Here is a 17,581-nt window from a genome sequence, read left to right as displayed (position 1 = left end):
ACCGGCGGCCGGATTCGCGGGCGGCGGGAATCGAATCGGGTGGTGACCGGGTCGGTGTCCGTCCGGCCGTGGCGACCCCCGTCGGGACCGCCCCGGCCGGAGGTACTCAGGGCAGTTCGGAGGGGCGGTAGCCGGTCGTTCCGTCGGCGGTGTGCACGAGTACGGTGAGGCGGTCGACCTCGCCCCCCTCGGGCCCCGGCCACCACGCCGCCCACCAGCCGGCCTTCACACTGGCCCGGAAGAGCCGGCCGTCGTCGAGCCGCACCTCCACCCCGGTGACACCCGGGCCCACCAGGCCGACGATGTTCGACCACATGCTGTCGCCGCTGCCGAGGGAACTCATCGTCTCCAGGTTGACCATGCTGGCCGGCGGGGCGGGCAGGGGCCGGCTGTCGGCCAGTGCCATGGAGGCGAACTGGTCCCCGTCCACGCTCAGGCACTCCACGACGCTGCCGCTGCTCTTCTTCAGGATGAGCAGCGTGGCGACCCCGCGCTGCTCGGCCAGGAGCACGTCGGCCGGGCGTACCGTCGACGAGCCGCCGACCTCGTTCGCGCCGCACGCCCGCGCCTGCGGCAGCACCTGCTCGCCGGTGCGCGAACTGGGCGTGGCCGTCCAGGACGCGATCGCCTGCTCGGCCGCGCCCGGCAGCAGCGCGGGCACGGCCAGGGCCGCGACGACGCCCGCCGCCGCCGCGGCAACGCCCACCCCCAGCCACCGCCGCACCGGCCGCCGGGCCGGCTTCCGGGTCACCTCGCCGGCCATCACCCGCTCGACGTACGCCTGCGAGCGCGCCCACTCCAGCTCGGTGGGGGTACGCTGCCGCGCCGGGTCGAGCACGGCCAGTTGCTCCAGGTCCTTCATGCTTGGGTCCACGACTGCTGCTCCTTGAGCGGGTGGGGGCGGAGAGACGAGCGGGTGGCCGGTCCGGCCGGTTCCAGGGCGGTCCGGAGCCGTTGTCGCGCCCGGCCGAGCCGCATCGCGAACGTCGACCTCCGGCAGCCCAACACGACGGCCGCCTGCTCGGCGGTCAGGCCGTCGAACGCGACCAACGCCAGAACCTCACGGTCCGCCGCGCTCAGGGCGGCCCAGGCGCGCGCCAGGTCGATCCGTACCGCCGCACCCGAGGATTCGTCGGAGAACTCGCGCGCCTCCGACGACCCCAGCCGTACGTCCAGCGCTCGGCGTCGCAGCCAGCCGCGCGCCTGATTCGCCATGGTTCTGCGGGCCACGGCGAAGAGCCACGGCCGGGTGTCGTCCGGCAGTTCGTCGAAGCGCCGCCAGGCGGTCAGAAAGACCGTCGACACGATGTCCTCGGCCTCGCCGGTCGGTACCCGCCGCTCGACGAAACGCAGCAGATCCGGGTACGTGTCCAGGTGCAGGGCACGGAAACGCTCCTCCCGGGCGCCAGGGTCAGCTTCGCTCATCTGGGTTTCCTTCGTCGTCCATACCCCCTACCTGTCCGGCTCGGCGGCCGCTGTCACACGCCGGTTCACGTACGGTGTCGCCGGCTCGGGCGGGGCGAGGTGGTCGCTCGGATGCTCCGTGCCGCTCAGGCGGCGCTCGGGATCGTAGGCGCGGGCCGTTGCGGGGCGTCTTCGATGTCGAGGACGACCCGGCCGCTGGCCGAACTCGTTTCGGCCAGTTCGTGTGCCTGGGCGATCTCGGTCAACGGCAGCCGGGCGGCGATCGGATAGCGCAGGTCGCGGTCGACCAGCGCGGCCGTCAGTTCGGTCGCGGCCGCCTCGTTCGCCGACTCCGGGAAGTCGTCGTTGCTGAGGAACCGCACCGTGATGTTCTTGAAGCCGAGCGGCCAGTACGGGATTCGGGGCTCCGCCTCGCCGGTGGCGTAGGTGGCGATCACGCCGCCGTACCGGAGGATTTCCAGGTTGGTCGCCAGGTTGGCGTCGAAAGCCAGCTCCGCCACCCGGTCGATCGGTTCTCCACCGGTGCGTTCGAGGATCCGGGCGGCCACGTCACCACCGGCCGTGGGCACCACGTGGTGCGCGCCTGCGGCGAGTGCCGGTTCCATCTGGTCCGGCTTGCGTACCGTGGCGATCACGGTGGCGCCGCCCCGGCGGGCAACCGCCAACGCGGCCCGGCCGACCGCGCCGAGGGCACCGGTGACGAGCACCCGTTGCCCGGTCACCGGCCCGTCGCCGAAGATCGCCCGGTGGGCGGTGATCCCCGGGATGCCGAGTCCGGCCGCCTGCTCGTCCGGCACGCCGGCAGGCAGCGTCACGGCGTGCCGGGCGGGCACCACCGTGTATTCGGCGGCGGTGCCGGACGGGCGGTACGACTGGGCGAGGTAGACCCAGACCCGCTCGCCGACCCGGGACGGGTCGACGCCGGGTCCGACCGCGTCGATCGTTCCGGCGCCGTCACCGTGCGGTACGACCCGGTCGAACGGCATGGTGGACCCCCACCAGCCCTGTCGTTTGCCCAGGTCGCCGACGTGGATCCCGGAGACCGACACCCGGACCCGGACCTCACCCTCGCCCGGCCACGGATCGGGCAACTCACCGACCTGGAGCACCTCGCGCGCCGGACCCTGCCGGTCGTACCAGGCCGCGCGCATCAGGCACCCACCGGTTCGGTGGTGGTGCCCTCCTCGACGCTGATCACCTCGTTGATCAGCGAGAAGAACGCCTGGATGCCGGGCTCGTCGGCGCCCCGGCGCCGGGACTCGGCGAAGTCCTCGGACGAGCGCCAGAAGACGATGTCCAGCCATTCGTCCTCGGCCAGTCGGATCAGGCGCGCGCCGAGGAAGCCGGCGCGACCGGTCTGGAAGTCGCGCAGCATCGCCGGACGAGTGGCCAGCAGTGCGTCGGCGTGTGCCGCCGACACGCGGAAGCGGGTGATTTCGACGGTGGTCATGGCTCCTCGATCTGTTCGGGTACCGGAGATCAGCCCCTGTGCCCCAGCACCAGCCCGAGCCGGTCGGACGCGGGTGACGATCAGTCCGGCCAGGGCGGTGAGCAGGAGATCCGTCGCGCCCTCGGCCTCGTGCTGCGACTCGGTCCGCAGAATCGCCGTTCCCGCAGCGGTGCCCGAACGTCGACGCTGCCGGCTCCGCGGCAGGTTGCCGGCACGGGGGTACGGTACCGCCGTACCGGGTGAGCGGAACGAACTCACCGGCATATGTTATGTAGAACACCCCGGTTTGACCGATTTGCTCCCTATGTCGGTGCCTTGCGGGGCGGAACTGCCCACCGCTGCCGAACGCCAACGGACGTCGTCGGGAGTGCGGGTGGCCGGGCCTGGGCGTGGTTCTTCGCGCCGGCCCCGGTCGTCCGGCACACCGGTCGGGCCGCCCTGTCGGATATCGGATGACACCGATCCTCCCGCGCTGACGCACCAGCCGGGTTACGGTGCCGGCACTCCGTGACCGCGCGCGCCGCAGCGTCGGCGATCCCGTCTGATCAGGTTGTCGGCCGTCTGACGACCGCTACCCCGGAAGAACTCGGACGCCGCTGAGGGCCGCTGCCCGGCGCAGGGCGGGCTCCCGGTTCGGTCGGTGAGGCGACTGTCGAATCGCATTCGGCCCCCTTGTCCGGCAACCCACCGTCGTGAATGCTGGGCCCGTCGCCGCGAGGACGCGGTGCCACATTCCCCCTCTTCTCTCCGCGCCCGGCCGGACTCTCTCCGGCGGCTTCATCGTGCGCGCTCTCTCGCCGACCGACCGTGGGAGGTCGAATGCACCAGGACGACTTGCTGCCGAGCTACGACGAACTCTTCGGAGATCTGCCGTACCGGCCCGGCGACGAGGCACGGACGGTCCACTCCCCGGCCGCGTACCTCGCCGACCTGCTCCAGTTGCTGGGCGACGGCGAGGGCGGGGCACCAGCGGAACTCGTCGTACGCCGGCCGGACCTCCGTTCGGTCCCGCTCGACGCCGAGCACACCCAGCGCGAACTGCCGTACCTGGACATCGTCAACGAGGTCCTGGAGCGGGCGGTACGGAAGGGGCAGTTGTCCGGCGAGAACGAGAGCGACGGCGAGAGCGACGGTGTCGACGCGTACACGCTGCTCGCCGGGTTGCGGTACCCGTTCACGATGCCGTTCTCGCTCCCGCACGAGCGGGTACGGCGGCACCTGGAGCACCTCGGAGTCGACCCGGCCGAGCTGTACCGCAGATTCGCCACCCACGTCGACCCGGACACGGTGGCCCGGGAGTACCTCGGGCTGACCCCGGCCGACGTCGCACTGCTGACCAGCGCGCTGCCCGACGGGCCAGCGCTGCGCGAGTGCTGGCACCTCGGCGCCGAGGAGCCGTTCGACGCCCTGGAGCCGGTCGAGCGGTTCCGCCGGGCCGCCGCGCTGACCGAGGCGGAGGTGCTGGAGCTGCTGTTCCAGAACCTCTCCGCGACCCCGACCGGGGACGGGCCGGCGGAGCGGGCGGCCAGTTCGGCGTTCTTCGTCCACCAGGGCGGCGCCGTGGTGACCCTGGACGAGGAGACGCAACGCCTCCGGCCGGTCGCCGGGCCGGCGGTGCCGGTCGAGTGGTTCGACCGGGTCAACCGGTTCGTCCGGCTGGCCCGGCGGACCGGACTGACCCTCTCCGAACTGGACCTCGTGCTCAGGACCTGCTGCGGTAACCGGATCGACCTCGCCGCGCTCCGGACGATCGCGGTCCTGCTGCACCTGCGACGCGGGTTCGACCTGCCGGTGGACGTCCTCGTCAGCCTGGTCGCCCCGATCGACACGCTCGGGTTCGGGGACGGGCCGGCACCGCAGGACCTGTTCAACCGGATCTTCAACGTACCCTTCGTCGGCGCCGAACGGTCCGTGCTGCGCGGCTCGGCGTACCTGCCGGCGCGGTACGCCGATCTCGCCGAGTTGACCTGCCAGGGTGACATCCTGGCCGCCCGCAACGCCGACTACCGCCGACGGATCGGCGCGGCACTATCCATGTCGGACGGTGACCTGACCGCCGTGGTGAACTGGTTCCGCCGCACCGACGCGCGCGGCCCGTTCGATGGGGAGACAGGGCTGCCCGCGCTCTCCCTGCTGCACCGGGTGAGCCGGCTGGCCACCGCCCTGGGCGTGCCGGTCGGGGAACTGCTCGACGTGCTCGACGCCCTGGATGCCGACCCGTCGCTCCACCGGTACCCGGTGTTCTCGCTGCTGGTCGAGGCGGACGCGCCGACCCCCCGGGTGGCGGCGGTGCTGGCCGGCGGCGACGTGCCGGCCGGGCTCTGGCTGGTGCAGACCCTGCGCGGCACGGTGGAGTGGTTGCGGGCGAGCGGTCTCACCGGCCGCGAGCTGATCGGCGTGCTCGGCGGTGACGCCGCCGCCGGGCCGACCGGGGTCCCGGACGGGCTGCCCGGGCTGCTCGACCGGCTCCGGCAGGAGTTCGAGACGGTCGCGTTCGGTCCCGACCTGCTCCGGCAGGAGTTCGAGACGGTCGCGTTCGGTCCCGACCTGCTCCGCTCCGACCGGTTCGGCGAGCGGGGCGCGCAGGTGTTGCACGGCGTGCTGGCCGGCGAGATCGACGCGGTGGTCTCGGCCCGGGACGACCGGCTGCTCCGGGTCGAGCCCGACACCGTGGCATCGGCCGCGTACCGGGCCGTCACCGCGCTGCCGGTGGTGGTCGACGCCGACTTCGTGGGGCTCGGGATCGGCGAACGCGGCGCGGCCAAGATCTTCGCCAACCTGCTCGCCGCCGGCTATCTCGAACCGGGCGGCGAACTGGTCCCGGACCGGATACCGGCCACCCCGGACGAGCTGGCGCTCTCCGCCGACTTCTCCGAATACCGCGAGCAGGTGTTCGCGCTGGTCGCCGAGGTCAACGCCGGCGCCGGCACCGGCGGCGCTGACGGCGAGCTGCCGGCGGTACCGGCGGCGTTCTTCCCGTCCGACCTGGTGACCCTCGCCGAGCTGAGCGTCGGGGAACGCGCCGAGCTGTACGACAACCTCATCTTCAACGGCTACCTCGACCCGGACGGCAACGTGACCCGGCCGGACTTCTTCGCCGAGCCGGCCAACGTCGAGACGTTCGCCGTCAACGCCCACCTCGGCGGGGTCACCGACGACCTTCTCGCACTTCTGCGGGACCGGGCCGACCGGTTCGGCCGGGAACGGCTGCCGCTCGACCCGACGATCTTCGCTGGGCTCCGGCTGACCGGGCCACGACTCGGCGAACTGCTGCACAGCCTCCGGTTCAACGGCTACCTCGACGCCGGTGACGGCTACCTCGACCCGGTCGCACTGCTCGACCTGCCGATCACCGACTTCCAGCTGGCCCTGGAGTTCCACCCGCACCGGCGACGCGTACTCGCCGCCATGCAGGAGCAGGTGCGGCAGGCCAGGGCGCAGACGTACCGAATGACCGAGGAGGACTTCCGGGACGTCGCCGACGCCGGGGCGGCCCGACGGGTGATGGCGGAACTGGCCGGGACGTACCTGCTCGACGGCCGGGTGCCGGTCGACCGGCTGGCCGAGTTCGCCGACCCGGGGAACATCCTGGACCTTCCCGGGTTCACCGAGAGCGAGAACGCCACCGTCTTCGACCGGATCGCCGAGATCGTCGCCGAGCAGCAGCCGTACCACCTGGACCCCGCCGCCCTGGCCGACCTCGGCTTCGACCCCGGCCAGCAGAACCAGCTCGTCGCACACCTGGCCGGTGCCGGGCACCTCACCGAGTCGCTGACCGTTCCGGAGGACCGGCTCGACTACTTCGGCACCGTGCAGCACGCGCTCGACTTCGTCATCCCCGGTCTGGAGGACTTCAGCCGGGACATCTTCTTCCTGCTCTACGCGATCGCCACCGAACTGACCGACGCGATCGCCGAGATCACCGACGCGCTGACGGCCGGCGAGACCGCGCAGCGCGGCGTGCTCGGCACCGTCGGGCAGGACGTGCTCGGCATGCCGGCGTCGACCGTCGAGGCGATCTGCGTCGCGGTGACCGGCAGCACGGCCGACGCGCTCGACCTGCTGGTCGTACCCGCGCTCGCCGGTGCCGACCCGGCCACGCCCGACGCGGGACTGCACCGGGCGTACCGCCGGATCGTCGGCTTCGCCCGGCTCGCCGGCAAGCTCGGCCTGGCCGCCGACGAGGTGACGTGCGCGTTCCGGGACCAGAACCTGGTCGAGAAGTTTCCGGAGCCGCTGGCACTACCGGCCGAGGTGGACCGGATCGACGCCCTGCTGGAGAGCGCCGACGGGCGGATCTACCTGTTCCGGAACCAGTCGTACTGGACCTACTCGGCCGACACCTACGCCCTGCTGGAGCCGGGCCCGAAGCCGCTGGCCGCGCTCTGGCCCCGCTTCGCCGAACTGTCCCGCGTCGACGCCGCGTTCGTCGACGGTACCGGCACGGAGTGGATCGTCGGACGGAACGACGGCGGTAGCGCGCTGGCCTTCGTCCGGGAGCGCGGCGGCACCCGCTGGGCGCCCCGGACGCAGTCCTGGGGGACGGTGCTGAACAACTTCACCGACCCGGCCCGGATCGACGCCGCGTACGTCGACGACGAGGGACGGATCTACCTGTTCTGCGGCGACCAGTACGTCCGCTACTCCGGATCCGAGCACAGTCACGCCGACCAGGGCTACCCGCGCCGGATCGGCGAGTGGTGGGAGAGCGAACAGCACCGGGTCGGGCTGCCCGCGTCGTTCCGGCGGTCGCTGGACGCGGCCTTCCGGGGCCGGGACGGCCGGACGTACCTCTTCGCCGACGACCGGTTCGTGGCGGTCGGGCCGGGCGGGGCGAGCGACGCGGCCCAGCCGATCGCCGAGAGCTGGGGCAGGGTGCGGAACAACCTGGCCGCGACGGGCCGGGTCGACGCCGGCTACGTCGCCGGGCCGGCCCAGTACCTCGTCGCCGGCAACCAGGTCGTCCGCTACACCGACAGCCTGGAGAACGACGGCGTACGGGTGGACTCCGGCTGTCCGCTCCGGATCGGGGCGCAGCTGCCCGGCGTACCGGCGGAGTTCGAGGGCGGGCTGGAGGCCGCCTTCGTCGACCCGACCGGCGCGCTGCACCTGTTCCGGGACGGCCGGACGGTGACCATCCGCGACGGGTCGGCCGGCGAGGTCGTGCCGACCGCCCGGCGGTGGGGTGTGCTCGGGCCGGTGCTGCCCAGCGGCACCGTGGACGCGGCGATGGTCGGGCTGGACGGCCGGACCTACCTCTTCAGCGGCGACCAGTACCTGCGCTACTCCGGCGCGGACTACTCGGCGGTGGATCTCGGGTATCCGCGCGGCACCGCCGGTGACTGGGCCGGGCTGCGTACGGTCGGCGCCGCGTTCGTGCTGGACGGCGCGACGCACCTGTTCGGCTCGGCCGGGCTGCTCTTCGAGATCGGGCTCGCCCACGCGACCGAGCTGGACGCCGGCCGGCTGCCCCGGTCGGTACGGCAGCGGCTCGCCGAACACGGCGTGCCGGTCGCCGACGACGCGGCGGTGAGCGGCGCGGCGCCGCAGTGGCAGCTCGCCGCCGGACACCGGATCGAGCTGACGCTGCGCCGGACCGAGAACGCGATCGGCGTGCACTGCGAGCCGGCGACCGAGACGGCGTTCCACGTGCGCTACTCGACCCGGGACTACACCACCCCGGACGCCGGCTACCCCCGGCCGCTCGCGGACAACTTCTGGAACCTGCCGGAGGAGCTGGTCGGCGAGGAGGCGGCGTTCGCCCGGATCGACGCCGTCCTCACCGCGCGGGACAACCGCAGCTACCTCTTCTCCGGGGACCGCTACGTGGTCTTCGACAACAAGCGGCGCTGGTGGTCGGCGCCGAAGTCGCTGCGGACGGAGTGGGACAGCCTGCCCTTCGACCGGGTCGACGCGGCGTTCGTCGGCGCGGACGGGCACACCTACGTCTTCGCCGGGGACCGCTACGTCCGGTACTCCGACGGCAACCTCAACCGGGTCGACGACCGGTACCCGGCCCGGATCACGCCGTACTGGGGCAACGTCGTGAACAGCATCGCCCGGACCGGCCGGGTCGACGCCGCGCTGGTGGTGGACTCGGCGGCGCTCTTCGCACCGGGGACGAAACCCGTCCCGAAGGGTGTCGGCCCGACGTACACCTATCTCTTCTCCGGCGACCAGTTCGTCCGGTACACCGGCACCGAGTACGGGACCGTCGACGACGGCTACCCGAGGAGTCTGGCGGAACTCTCCGCCGAGCCGGTGCTGGGCAACCTCGTCGTGCCGCCGGACCGGGTGGACGCGGCCTTCGCCGACCGGCGCAACGTCTACCTGTTCAGCGGCCCGGAGCTGGCGGTCGTCTCCGCCACCGCCTACCGCCGCTACGCCGAGCTGCCCGGGGTGGTGCCACCCGGCGACGAGCGGCCCGGAAGCGAGCCGCCCCGGGTCGAGCTGGCCGGGGTGCGCTGCGGCTACCTGGAGGACGGCGCCGTACTGGTGGAGCGGGCCGACGGCTGGCACCGGTACGGCGCCCTGGAGGGTACGGCCGTCGACACCACGCCGGTGCGGCCGCGCGGGCTGCGGACGGTGCCGGCGGAGTACCGGACCGGGCTGGACGCGGTGCTCTCCGGCGTGGACGGCAACACCTACCTGTTCAAGGGGACGTCCTGCTTCAACGTCCGGCTGGGCCGCGGCTACCCGCTCGCCGAGGAGTGGGGCCGGCCCCGGAACAACATCTACCACCACAACCGGGTGGACGCCGGGTTCGTCGGCCGGGACGGCAGGACCTACCTGTTCAGTGGCGACCAGTTCGTGGTCTATCCGGGGACGGCGTACCTGGACGCGCCGGTCGAGGCCGAGCCCCGGCCGGTCGCCGAGCACTGGGCCGGGCTGCCCGCCGTCGCGCTGGCCTTCGTGCACGACGACGTCACGTACCTCTTCGCGCCGCCGGAGCAGGACGGCACCGTCCGCTACCTCGCCTACTCCGGCGAGACCTACGGCCAGCCCGACGACGGATACCCGGCCGTCCTCGACGCGGACTTCTGGGACATCCCAGAGCCGTACCGCCCGGCCGGCTTCCTCCTGCCGGACGCGGTGCTGGTCGAGGGGGAGAGCATGCTGCTGCTGGCCGGTGCGGTGTGCCTGCAACGCGACGGTACCAGCGGTACCTGGTCCTATCCCCGGCCGGTGGAGCGGATCTGGCCGGGCATCGGCTCCGTCGACGGGCTGACCGCCGCGTTCACCGGTCGGGACGGGGCGACCTACTTCTTCTTCGCCGAGACGTTCACCCGCTACCACGACCGAACGTTCACCGGTCGGGAGGCGATCCGGGAGCGGTGGGGCCGGTCGAAGAACAACTTCCTGACCGACGGCGGTCGGGTCGACGCGGCGGTGGTGGTCGACGGGGTCAGCTACCTCTTCTCCGGCGACCAGTACGCCCGCTACTCCGGCACCGACTACCGGTACGCCGACACCGGCTATCCCCGGCCGATCGTCGGGAACCTCCGCACCGAGGAGCCGTTCGGCAACCTGCCGGCCGGTTTCGACGACGAACTCGCCGAGCGGGCGCTCGACGGGGCGGGCCCGCTGGTCGACGCGGTGCTCGCCAACGCGCGGAACTGCTACCTCTTCGCCGGTGGGGCGCTGCACGTGGTCTCCCGGAAGCCGACCGCCAGCTACCCCACCGACCGGCTCGGCCGGGTCCGCAACACCGTCGCCGAACGGGGGCGGGTCGACGCCGCCCTCGTCACCGACTCGCACACCTTCGTCTTCTCCGCCGACCAGTACGTCCGGTACTCGGGGCGGGACTACGCGGAGGTGGACGACGGCTACCCCCGGACGATCGCCGCCGGGCTTCCCGCCGAACTCGGCATCGCCGAGCTGCCGGCCGAGTTCACCGACGGGATCGACGCGGCGTTCCGGGACGGCGCCGGCCGGACCTACCTCTTCGCCGGGCGCCGGTACCTGCGCATCGAGGGGACGTCGGCGGTGGCCGGGCCGGTCGCCGGGGCCTGGGGCGCGGTCCGCAGCGGGTTCGGCGCCGCGACGCCGGTCGAGGCCGCGTTCGTCGGCCCCGAGGGGCACCTGTACGTCTTCGCCGGCAACCAGTACGTCCGCTACCAGCCGGGCAAGCTCGACGCGGTGGAGGAGGGCCACCCCCGGCCGATCCGGGACAACTGGGGCGACCTGCCGACCGCCTTCGAGCAGGGCGTGGACGGTGCGTTCGTGCTCGGCGGCCGCACCTACCTGTGCCGGGGCGAGGAGTACGTCCGCTACTCCGGCGACGGCTTCGACGCGGTGGACCGTACGCTGCCGCAGCCGTTCCGGCACCGCTTCACCGGCTCGGTCGACTACCGGTTGGCCGACGTACGGGCGATCACCCGGTTCACCGGGCTGGCCCGGGCGTACCCCGGCGACGGCGGGCTGGCCGCCTTCCTGCTGCCCGGCCCGGAGACCGTCGCCGACCCGTACCAACACCTCGGCGAACTCTTCGGCTGGGACGTCGAGGAGCTGAAGTGGTGCCGGCGACACAGCCGCTTCCTCACCGGCGGCCCGGTCGACGAGGAGCGCTTCGAGATCGAGTTCCTGGTCGAGCTGGCCGACCTGTTCGCCTTCGCCGCCCGGCTCGGTGCCGGGCCGTCGAGGATCCGCGCCGAGGTCTGGGCCCGGCTCCACCAGGACGGCTCCCCGGCCGCGCTGGACGCCGCCGCGACCGCGCTCGCCGGCCTGCTGGCCCGCCGGCACGGCCCGGCGGAGTGGGCCGCGCTCGCCGGGCAGATCCACGACGAGCTGAACGTGCGGCGACGGGACGCGCTGGTGCCGGTGGTGATCGCGGGCAGCGCGGGCCGCACTCCGGAGTTCCGCACTCCCCGGGACCTCTACGAGTACTTCCTGATCGACGTCGAGATGGGTGGGCGGGGCCGGACCTCGCGGATCCGGGAGGCGATCGCCGCCACCCAGCTCTACCTGCACCGCTACCTGCTCAACCTGGAGTCCGGCGGCGCGACCGACGTGGGTGCCGCGCTGACCCGGCAGCGGCTGAAGGGCTGGTGGTCCTGGATGCGCAGCTACCGGGTCTGGGAGGCGAACCGGAAGGTCTTCCTCCACCCGGAGAACTACCTCCGTCCGGAGCTGCGGGCGAGCAAGACCCCGGCGTTCCGGGCGCTGGAGAGCGACCTGCTCTCCGGTGAGATCACGGCGGCGTCGGTGGAGCGGGCGTACAAGCGCTATCTGGACGAGTACACCGAGGTCTCCCGGCTCACCATCGCCGGCGGGTACGTCTACACCCAGGACCGGGACCCGGACGGCCGCCGCCGGCTGGTGCTCTTCGGCCGGACCAAGACCGACCCCCGGCGCTACTACTACCGGCGGGCCGAGTTCGGCAGCCGGGAGAAGCTCTCCGCGACCTGGGAGCCCTGGCAGCGGGTCGAGTTGCAGATCGACGCCGACCAGGTGCACCCGGTGCACGCGTTCGGCCGGGTCTTCGTCTTCTGGGCGACCACCGAGACGGTGCCGGCCAACGCCGACCCCGGCAGCACCACCGTGGTGGTCGCCGACTCCGGCGAGGAGCAGCGGGTCTCCGGGCAGGCCGGAACGCAACGGATCAAGATCTACTACTCGTTCTACAACCTGAACAAGGAGTGGGTGCCGGCGCAGACCCTCGGCACCGGGCAGCGGGAGGAGGGCGTCCTCTCCGACGTCAGCCTGCTGATCCGGCCCCGGACCAAGGAGGGCGGCGACCGTACCGCGATCGTGGTCTCCGCCTCCTACACCGCGACCGCCCCGGCCAAGGGCGAGGAGCCGGCCACCTCCCGCCGGGCCGCCGTGCTCTTCGAACTCAACCCCGAGCTGTACGCCGACGACCTGCTCGGCACCGACGGGTTGACCCCGGAGGTCGCCGCCGTGCTGAGCGACCTCGAAGCGACCGCGGCGGCCACCGCCACCGCCGCCCGGGTGGCGCAGATCTTCGTCGACCCGGTGGCCCCGGGCGCCGTCGTACCCTTCGACCACCCCGCCGGGTCGGACGCGCTCTCCTGGTTCAGCGTCGACCACCGGGGCGGTAGCTTCCTCTGCCGGCCGGCCGTGGTCAGCGGGACCGAGGGGGTTCGCGCCCGGCTGGCCCGGAACAGGGACCGGCTGCCGGAGTGGTCCCTGGTGGACGCCGCGGTCGAACTGCCGGACGGCACCCGGTACTTCTTCGACAACACCGCGCACGGCTTCGCCACCGCCAAGCCCCGGGGCAAGCCGGGCGAGCCGGTGCCGACCGGGTCGCGGTGGGGTCGACAGCCCGGCGCGCTCGCCGAGCCCGGCGAGGTCGACGCGGTGCTGGTACGCGGGGACCACACCTTCGTCTTCTCCGGCGAGCGGTACCTGCGGTTCACCGGCACCCCGTTCGGACTCGTCGACGCCGGCTACCCGCGCAGCATCGCCGAGAACGACGAGGGGTTCCCCGCCTGGACCTCGGTGCAGGCGGCCTGCACCGACCAGGACGGAGTCGAGTACTTCTTCTCGCACGCCCGCGACGAGTACGTCACCTCGGCGGCGCTGGACGAACCGCACCCGACGGCGCACTACTGGTCCAGCCGGGGCGAGAACCTCGGCAAGCCGGACGCGTTCCTGGTCACCGAGGAATTCGTGTTCGTGATCGTCGGCGACCGGTACACCCGGCACTCCATCCCCGCCGGCCGACCTCGCCGCGGCACCGGCCGGACCACCCGGGCCAGCCGGTCCCGCCGGCCGCAGGCGCCGCCGAGGCCCGGTCCGGAGACCGTGCCCTGGCAGGACGCCGGATATCCCAAGCCGCTCGCCGGCAACCCGGACGGGCTGCCGGACGACTTCCGGATCGGCGCCGCGCTGCTGCGGCAGGGCACCGTCTACTGGTTCGACAACAAGAACCGGACCTACGTCGAGGTGACCGACGACCGCCGGCGGGTCCGGCCCACCTTCCCGAAGCAGAGCGCGGTGGCCGCCGACGGGCAGGTGGAGGCGGCCTGGGTCGCCGCTGGGCGGCTCTATCTGACCCGGGGCGCGGAGTACGTGCGGTACACGCTCAACCCGGACGGGTCGGCCCCGGACCTGGTGGACGAGTCGTATCCCAAGGCGATGCCCCGGGCGGTCGACGCCGCCTTCACCCGCGACGACGACGTCTACCTGTTCGGCGGCGACGGCTACGTCCGGATCGACGCCCGGCAGGAGCCGAACGTCCGGGTGGCGCCGCGCCCGGTCGCCGGGGTCTGGGGCGAACTCCCCCGGGACGGCTCCCCGCCGTTCGACGCCGCGCTGGACAGCGACTCCGGGCTCTACCTCTTCGTCGGCGACGAGTACGTGGTGCACTCCAAGACGGTGCCGGTGCGGCGGCCGTACGAGCGGGCCGGACTGCCGTTCGAACTGATCCGGCTCACCACCGGCACCGCCTCGGAACTGAACCGCAAGCTGCTCTCCGGCGGTGTTCCGGCGCTGCTCGACCTCGCCACCCAGGAGACCGACGAGCTGGCCCTGAGCACCGATCCGGAGGCGGTCGGCGCGATCCGGGTACGCGGAAGCATGGTCGACGCCGGGCGGCTGCCCACCGGCTCGCACCTGGACTTCCAGAGCGCGAACGGCCTCTACTACTCGGAGATCTTCTTCCACGCCCCGTTCCTGATCGCGCAGGCGCTCAACGGCGCCCAACGGTTCGCCGACGCCCGGCGGTGGTACGAATACGTCTTCGACCCCACCAACCCGGACTCGTACTGGCGGTTCCTGCCCTTCCTCACCGCCGACCTGCGGGCGCTCGCCGAGAGCGTCGACGGTGACCTGGCCGAGCTGCGTGCGCTGGGGCTGAACGCGGAGCCCCTGGCGGAGACCCTGACACCGGTGCTGACCGCGCTGCGCACCCTGGCCCCGATGGTGGAGCAGAACCGCGAGCCGGGCACCGAGCAGGAGCGGGCGGCCCTGCTGACGGTCACCTCCACGGCGACCCAGGACGCCATCGCCACCGCCCTGCGGACCCTGCCCGGTGCGGCGCTGACCGACGCGCAGCAGGCCGTACTCGCCAGCCTGCGGGAGCGGGCCGCCGTGCTCAGCGGGCTGGAGAAGCAGTTCGACGTGCTCGGCGACCGGGAGGGGCTGCTGAAGGCGTACCGGGACAACCCGTTCGACCCGCACGCGATCGCCGACCTGCGCCCGGTCGCGCACCGCCGGGCGGTGGTGCTGGGCTACATCGACAACCTGCTCGACTGGGGCGACCTGCTGTTCCGGCAGTACACCCCGGAGAGCGTCGACGAGGCCCGGATGCTCTACGTGCTCGCGTACGACCTGCTCGGCGAGCCGTCCGTACGGCTCGGCACCCGGTTGCCGGCGCCGGCGCGCAGCTTCGGCGAGCTGGACGAGGAGCCCGGGACGCTCGACCTGATCGGCTACCTGACCGGCGGCGGCGCGCTGCTGGAGGGGACCGGTGCGGTGCACGACAGCGTGGCGAGCGGGTACTTCCACATCCCGGCCAACACCGTCTTCGGGGAGTACCGGACCCGGGTGGAGGACCGGCTGCGCAAGATCCGGGATTCGCTCAACATCCTCGGCGTCGCCCAGCCGCTCCCGCTCTTCGATCCGCCGCTCGACCCGATGGCGCTGGTCCGCAGTGTCGCCACCGGCGCCGGCCCGGAGAGCGTGGTCGCCGGTGCGGCGGTGGCACCCCCGCCCTACCGGTTCGCCGTGGTGTTCCGCCGGGCACAGGAACTGGTGGACCGGCTCCGGCAGTTCGGCGGCGAGCTGCTGGCCGCGCTGGACCGGCGGGACACCGAGGAACTCGGCATGCTGCGCGGCCGGCAGGAGGGGGCGATCCTCGAACTGACCCGGGACATCAAGGAGGCCCAGATCCGGATCGCCACCGAGCAGCTCGCCGAGCTGGCCTCGGGGCAGTCCGCCGCGCAGGAGCGGGCCGGCCACTACCAGAAGCTGATCGACGAGGGAATGTCGACGCTGGAACGGGCCCAGCTCGACCTGATGTCCTCCGCCGCCAGCGCACACTTCGCCTCCAGCCTGCTCAAGGTGGCGTCCGGCATCGCGCACGCCGTCCCGCAGGTCAAGGTCGGACCCTTCATCATCGGCGTGGAGCACGGCGGGCGGCAGCTCGGCGACTCCATCGACAAGGCCTCCGAGTTCACCGAGTCGGTCGGCGAGGGGCTCAGCGTGGTCGGCGAGATCCTCGGCATGCAGGCCCAGCACGAGCGGAGTGCGAGCGACTGGGATCTCCAGCTCAGGACCGCGCAGAGCGACCTGGTGCAGATCGGTCACCAGATGACCGGCGCGACCCACCAGCTCGCGATCGCCCGGCGCGAGGCCGAACTGCTGGACCGGGAGATCGCACACGGCGAGGCGGTCGACACGTTCCTGCGGGACAGGTTCGGCACCGCCGAGCTGCACGGCTGGATGGCGGGACAGCTCGGTGCGCTGTACTTCCAGGCGTACCACCTGGCGCACGAGGTGGCCCGCTCGGCCGAGCGGGCGTACCAGTTCGAGCGCGGGGTGCCGGAGGGGGCGGCCAGCCACATCCGGTCGACGTACTGGGAGAGCCGGCGGGCCGGGCTGCTCGCCGGGGAGACCCTGGCGATCGACCTGGAACGGCTGGGCAAGGCGTACGCCGACACCGACAGCCGGGGGCTGGAGATCACCAAGCAGGTCTCGCTGCTGGCGCTGGACCCGCTGGCGCTGCTGCGGCTGCGGGAGACCGGCACCTGCGAGTTCGCCCTGACCGAGGCGGAGTTCGACCAGGACTTCCCCGGCCACTACCGGCGGCAGCTGCGCACCGTGACGGTCAGCTTCGTCGACGCCGACGGGCAGCCGTCCTGGGTCAACGCGATGCTCACCCAGCTGAGCCACAAGACCGTGCTGGAGCCGGACCCGAAGGCGGTCAAGCACCTGCTCGACCCGGTGGGTCCGGCTCCGGCGACGATCCGCGCCGACTGGCGGCCGAGCCAGCAGATCGCACTCTCCGAGGTCGACGGCGACAACAACGGCCTCTTCGAGCTCCGCTACGACGACGACCGGTACCTGCCGTTCGAGCGGACCGGTGCGGTCTCGACCTGGCGGCTGGAACGGTCCGGACGGATGGCGACGCCGCCGTACGACGTACTGCTCACCGTCCGTTACAGCGCGGAGCAGGGCGGGCAGGTCTTCGCGAACGCGGTACGCGGGATGTTGAAGCCGCAGACGGCGGCCCGCTTCTTCGACCTGGCCCGCGAGTTCCCCGCCGAGTGGGCGGCGTTCCTGGAGGGCGACAGCGAAGAGCTCAGGCTGCCGCTGACCCCGGAGTTCTTCCCGGAGATGGGCAGCCGGCAGATCGGTGCGGTGCACGCCAGCTACGACGTGGCCGGCGGCGGCGCCTTCGTCCTGGCACTCGCCGGGCAGCCGAACCTGGAGCTGCCGCCCGGACGGCTGCTGCCCACCCCGGGGCTGACCGTCGGCGCCGACCCGGGGGCGCCGCTGGTCTTCACCGCGCGCGGTGACCGGCAACCGGTCCGCAACATCGGCCTGGTCCTGACCTACCAGGCACAGCCGGGGCGAGGGCCGGGGACCACGACGGCGCCGATCGCCGGGCGACCGGTGCCGTCGGGTTTCCACCGGACCAGCGACACCGACACACTGGACGGAGAGAAGAATCATGGCTCGCTCGAAGCGGGGATCGCCACCCCGGACCCCTGACCGGCCGCCGGGCAACAACCCTCCCCC

5 protein-coding genes are annotated in these 17,581 nt (G+C 72.7%); 1 reads left to right on the top strand and 4 read right to left on the bottom strand.

Translation table 11 applies throughout. The features are described from left to right. Window positions 1-106: 106 nt before the first annotated feature. From C6361_RS01585 to C6361_RS01570, 4 genes are all read right to left on the bottom strand, one after another. The gene (locus tag C6361_RS01585) at window positions 107-874 is read right to left on the bottom strand and encodes a hypothetical protein (RefSeq protein WP_159079122.1); all 768 of its coding nucleotides are present in this window, start codon (window positions 872-874) and stop codon (window positions 107-109) included. Beyond that, a complete protein-coding gene (locus tag C6361_RS01580) occupies window positions 859-1,425 on the bottom strand; it encodes an RNA polymerase sigma factor (protein ID WP_107266512.1) in 567 nt (188 codons plus the stop codon). The genes C6361_RS01585 and C6361_RS01580 overlap by 16 nt, the downstream gene beginning before the upstream one ends. Before the next feature lie 125 nt (window positions 1,426-1,550). Further along, entirely contained in the window at window positions 1,551-2,576 is a 1,026-nt protein-coding gene (locus C6361_RS01575; RefSeq protein WP_107259521.1) for an NADPH:quinone reductase, read from the bottom strand. Next, the gene (locus tag C6361_RS01570) at window positions 2,576-2,875 is read right to left on the bottom strand and encodes an antibiotic biosynthesis monooxygenase (protein WP_107259523.1); all 300 of its coding nucleotides are present in this window, start codon (window positions 2,873-2,875) and stop codon (window positions 2,576-2,578) included. The genes C6361_RS01575 and C6361_RS01570 overlap by 1 nt, the downstream gene beginning before the upstream one ends. A gap of 819 nt (window positions 2,876-3,694) precedes the next feature. On the opposite strand from C6361_RS01570, the gene C6361_RS01565 reads away from it, so the two are divergent. Next, window positions 3,695-17,554: a hemopexin repeat-containing protein gene (locus tag C6361_RS01565; protein WP_159079121.1), complete on the top strand. Its 13,860-nt coding sequence runs from the start codon at window positions 3,695-3,697 to the stop codon at window positions 17,552-17,554. Window positions 17,555-17,581 lie beyond the last annotated feature (27 nt).

Source organism: Plantactinospora sp. BC1 (genome assembly GCF_003030345.1).
Classification (GTDB): Bacteria; Actinomycetota; Actinomycetes; order Mycobacteriales; family Micromonosporaceae; genus Plantactinospora.
Note: the sequence above shows the minus strand (reverse complement) of the source record. Positions and strands in the feature narration are given on the sequence as shown.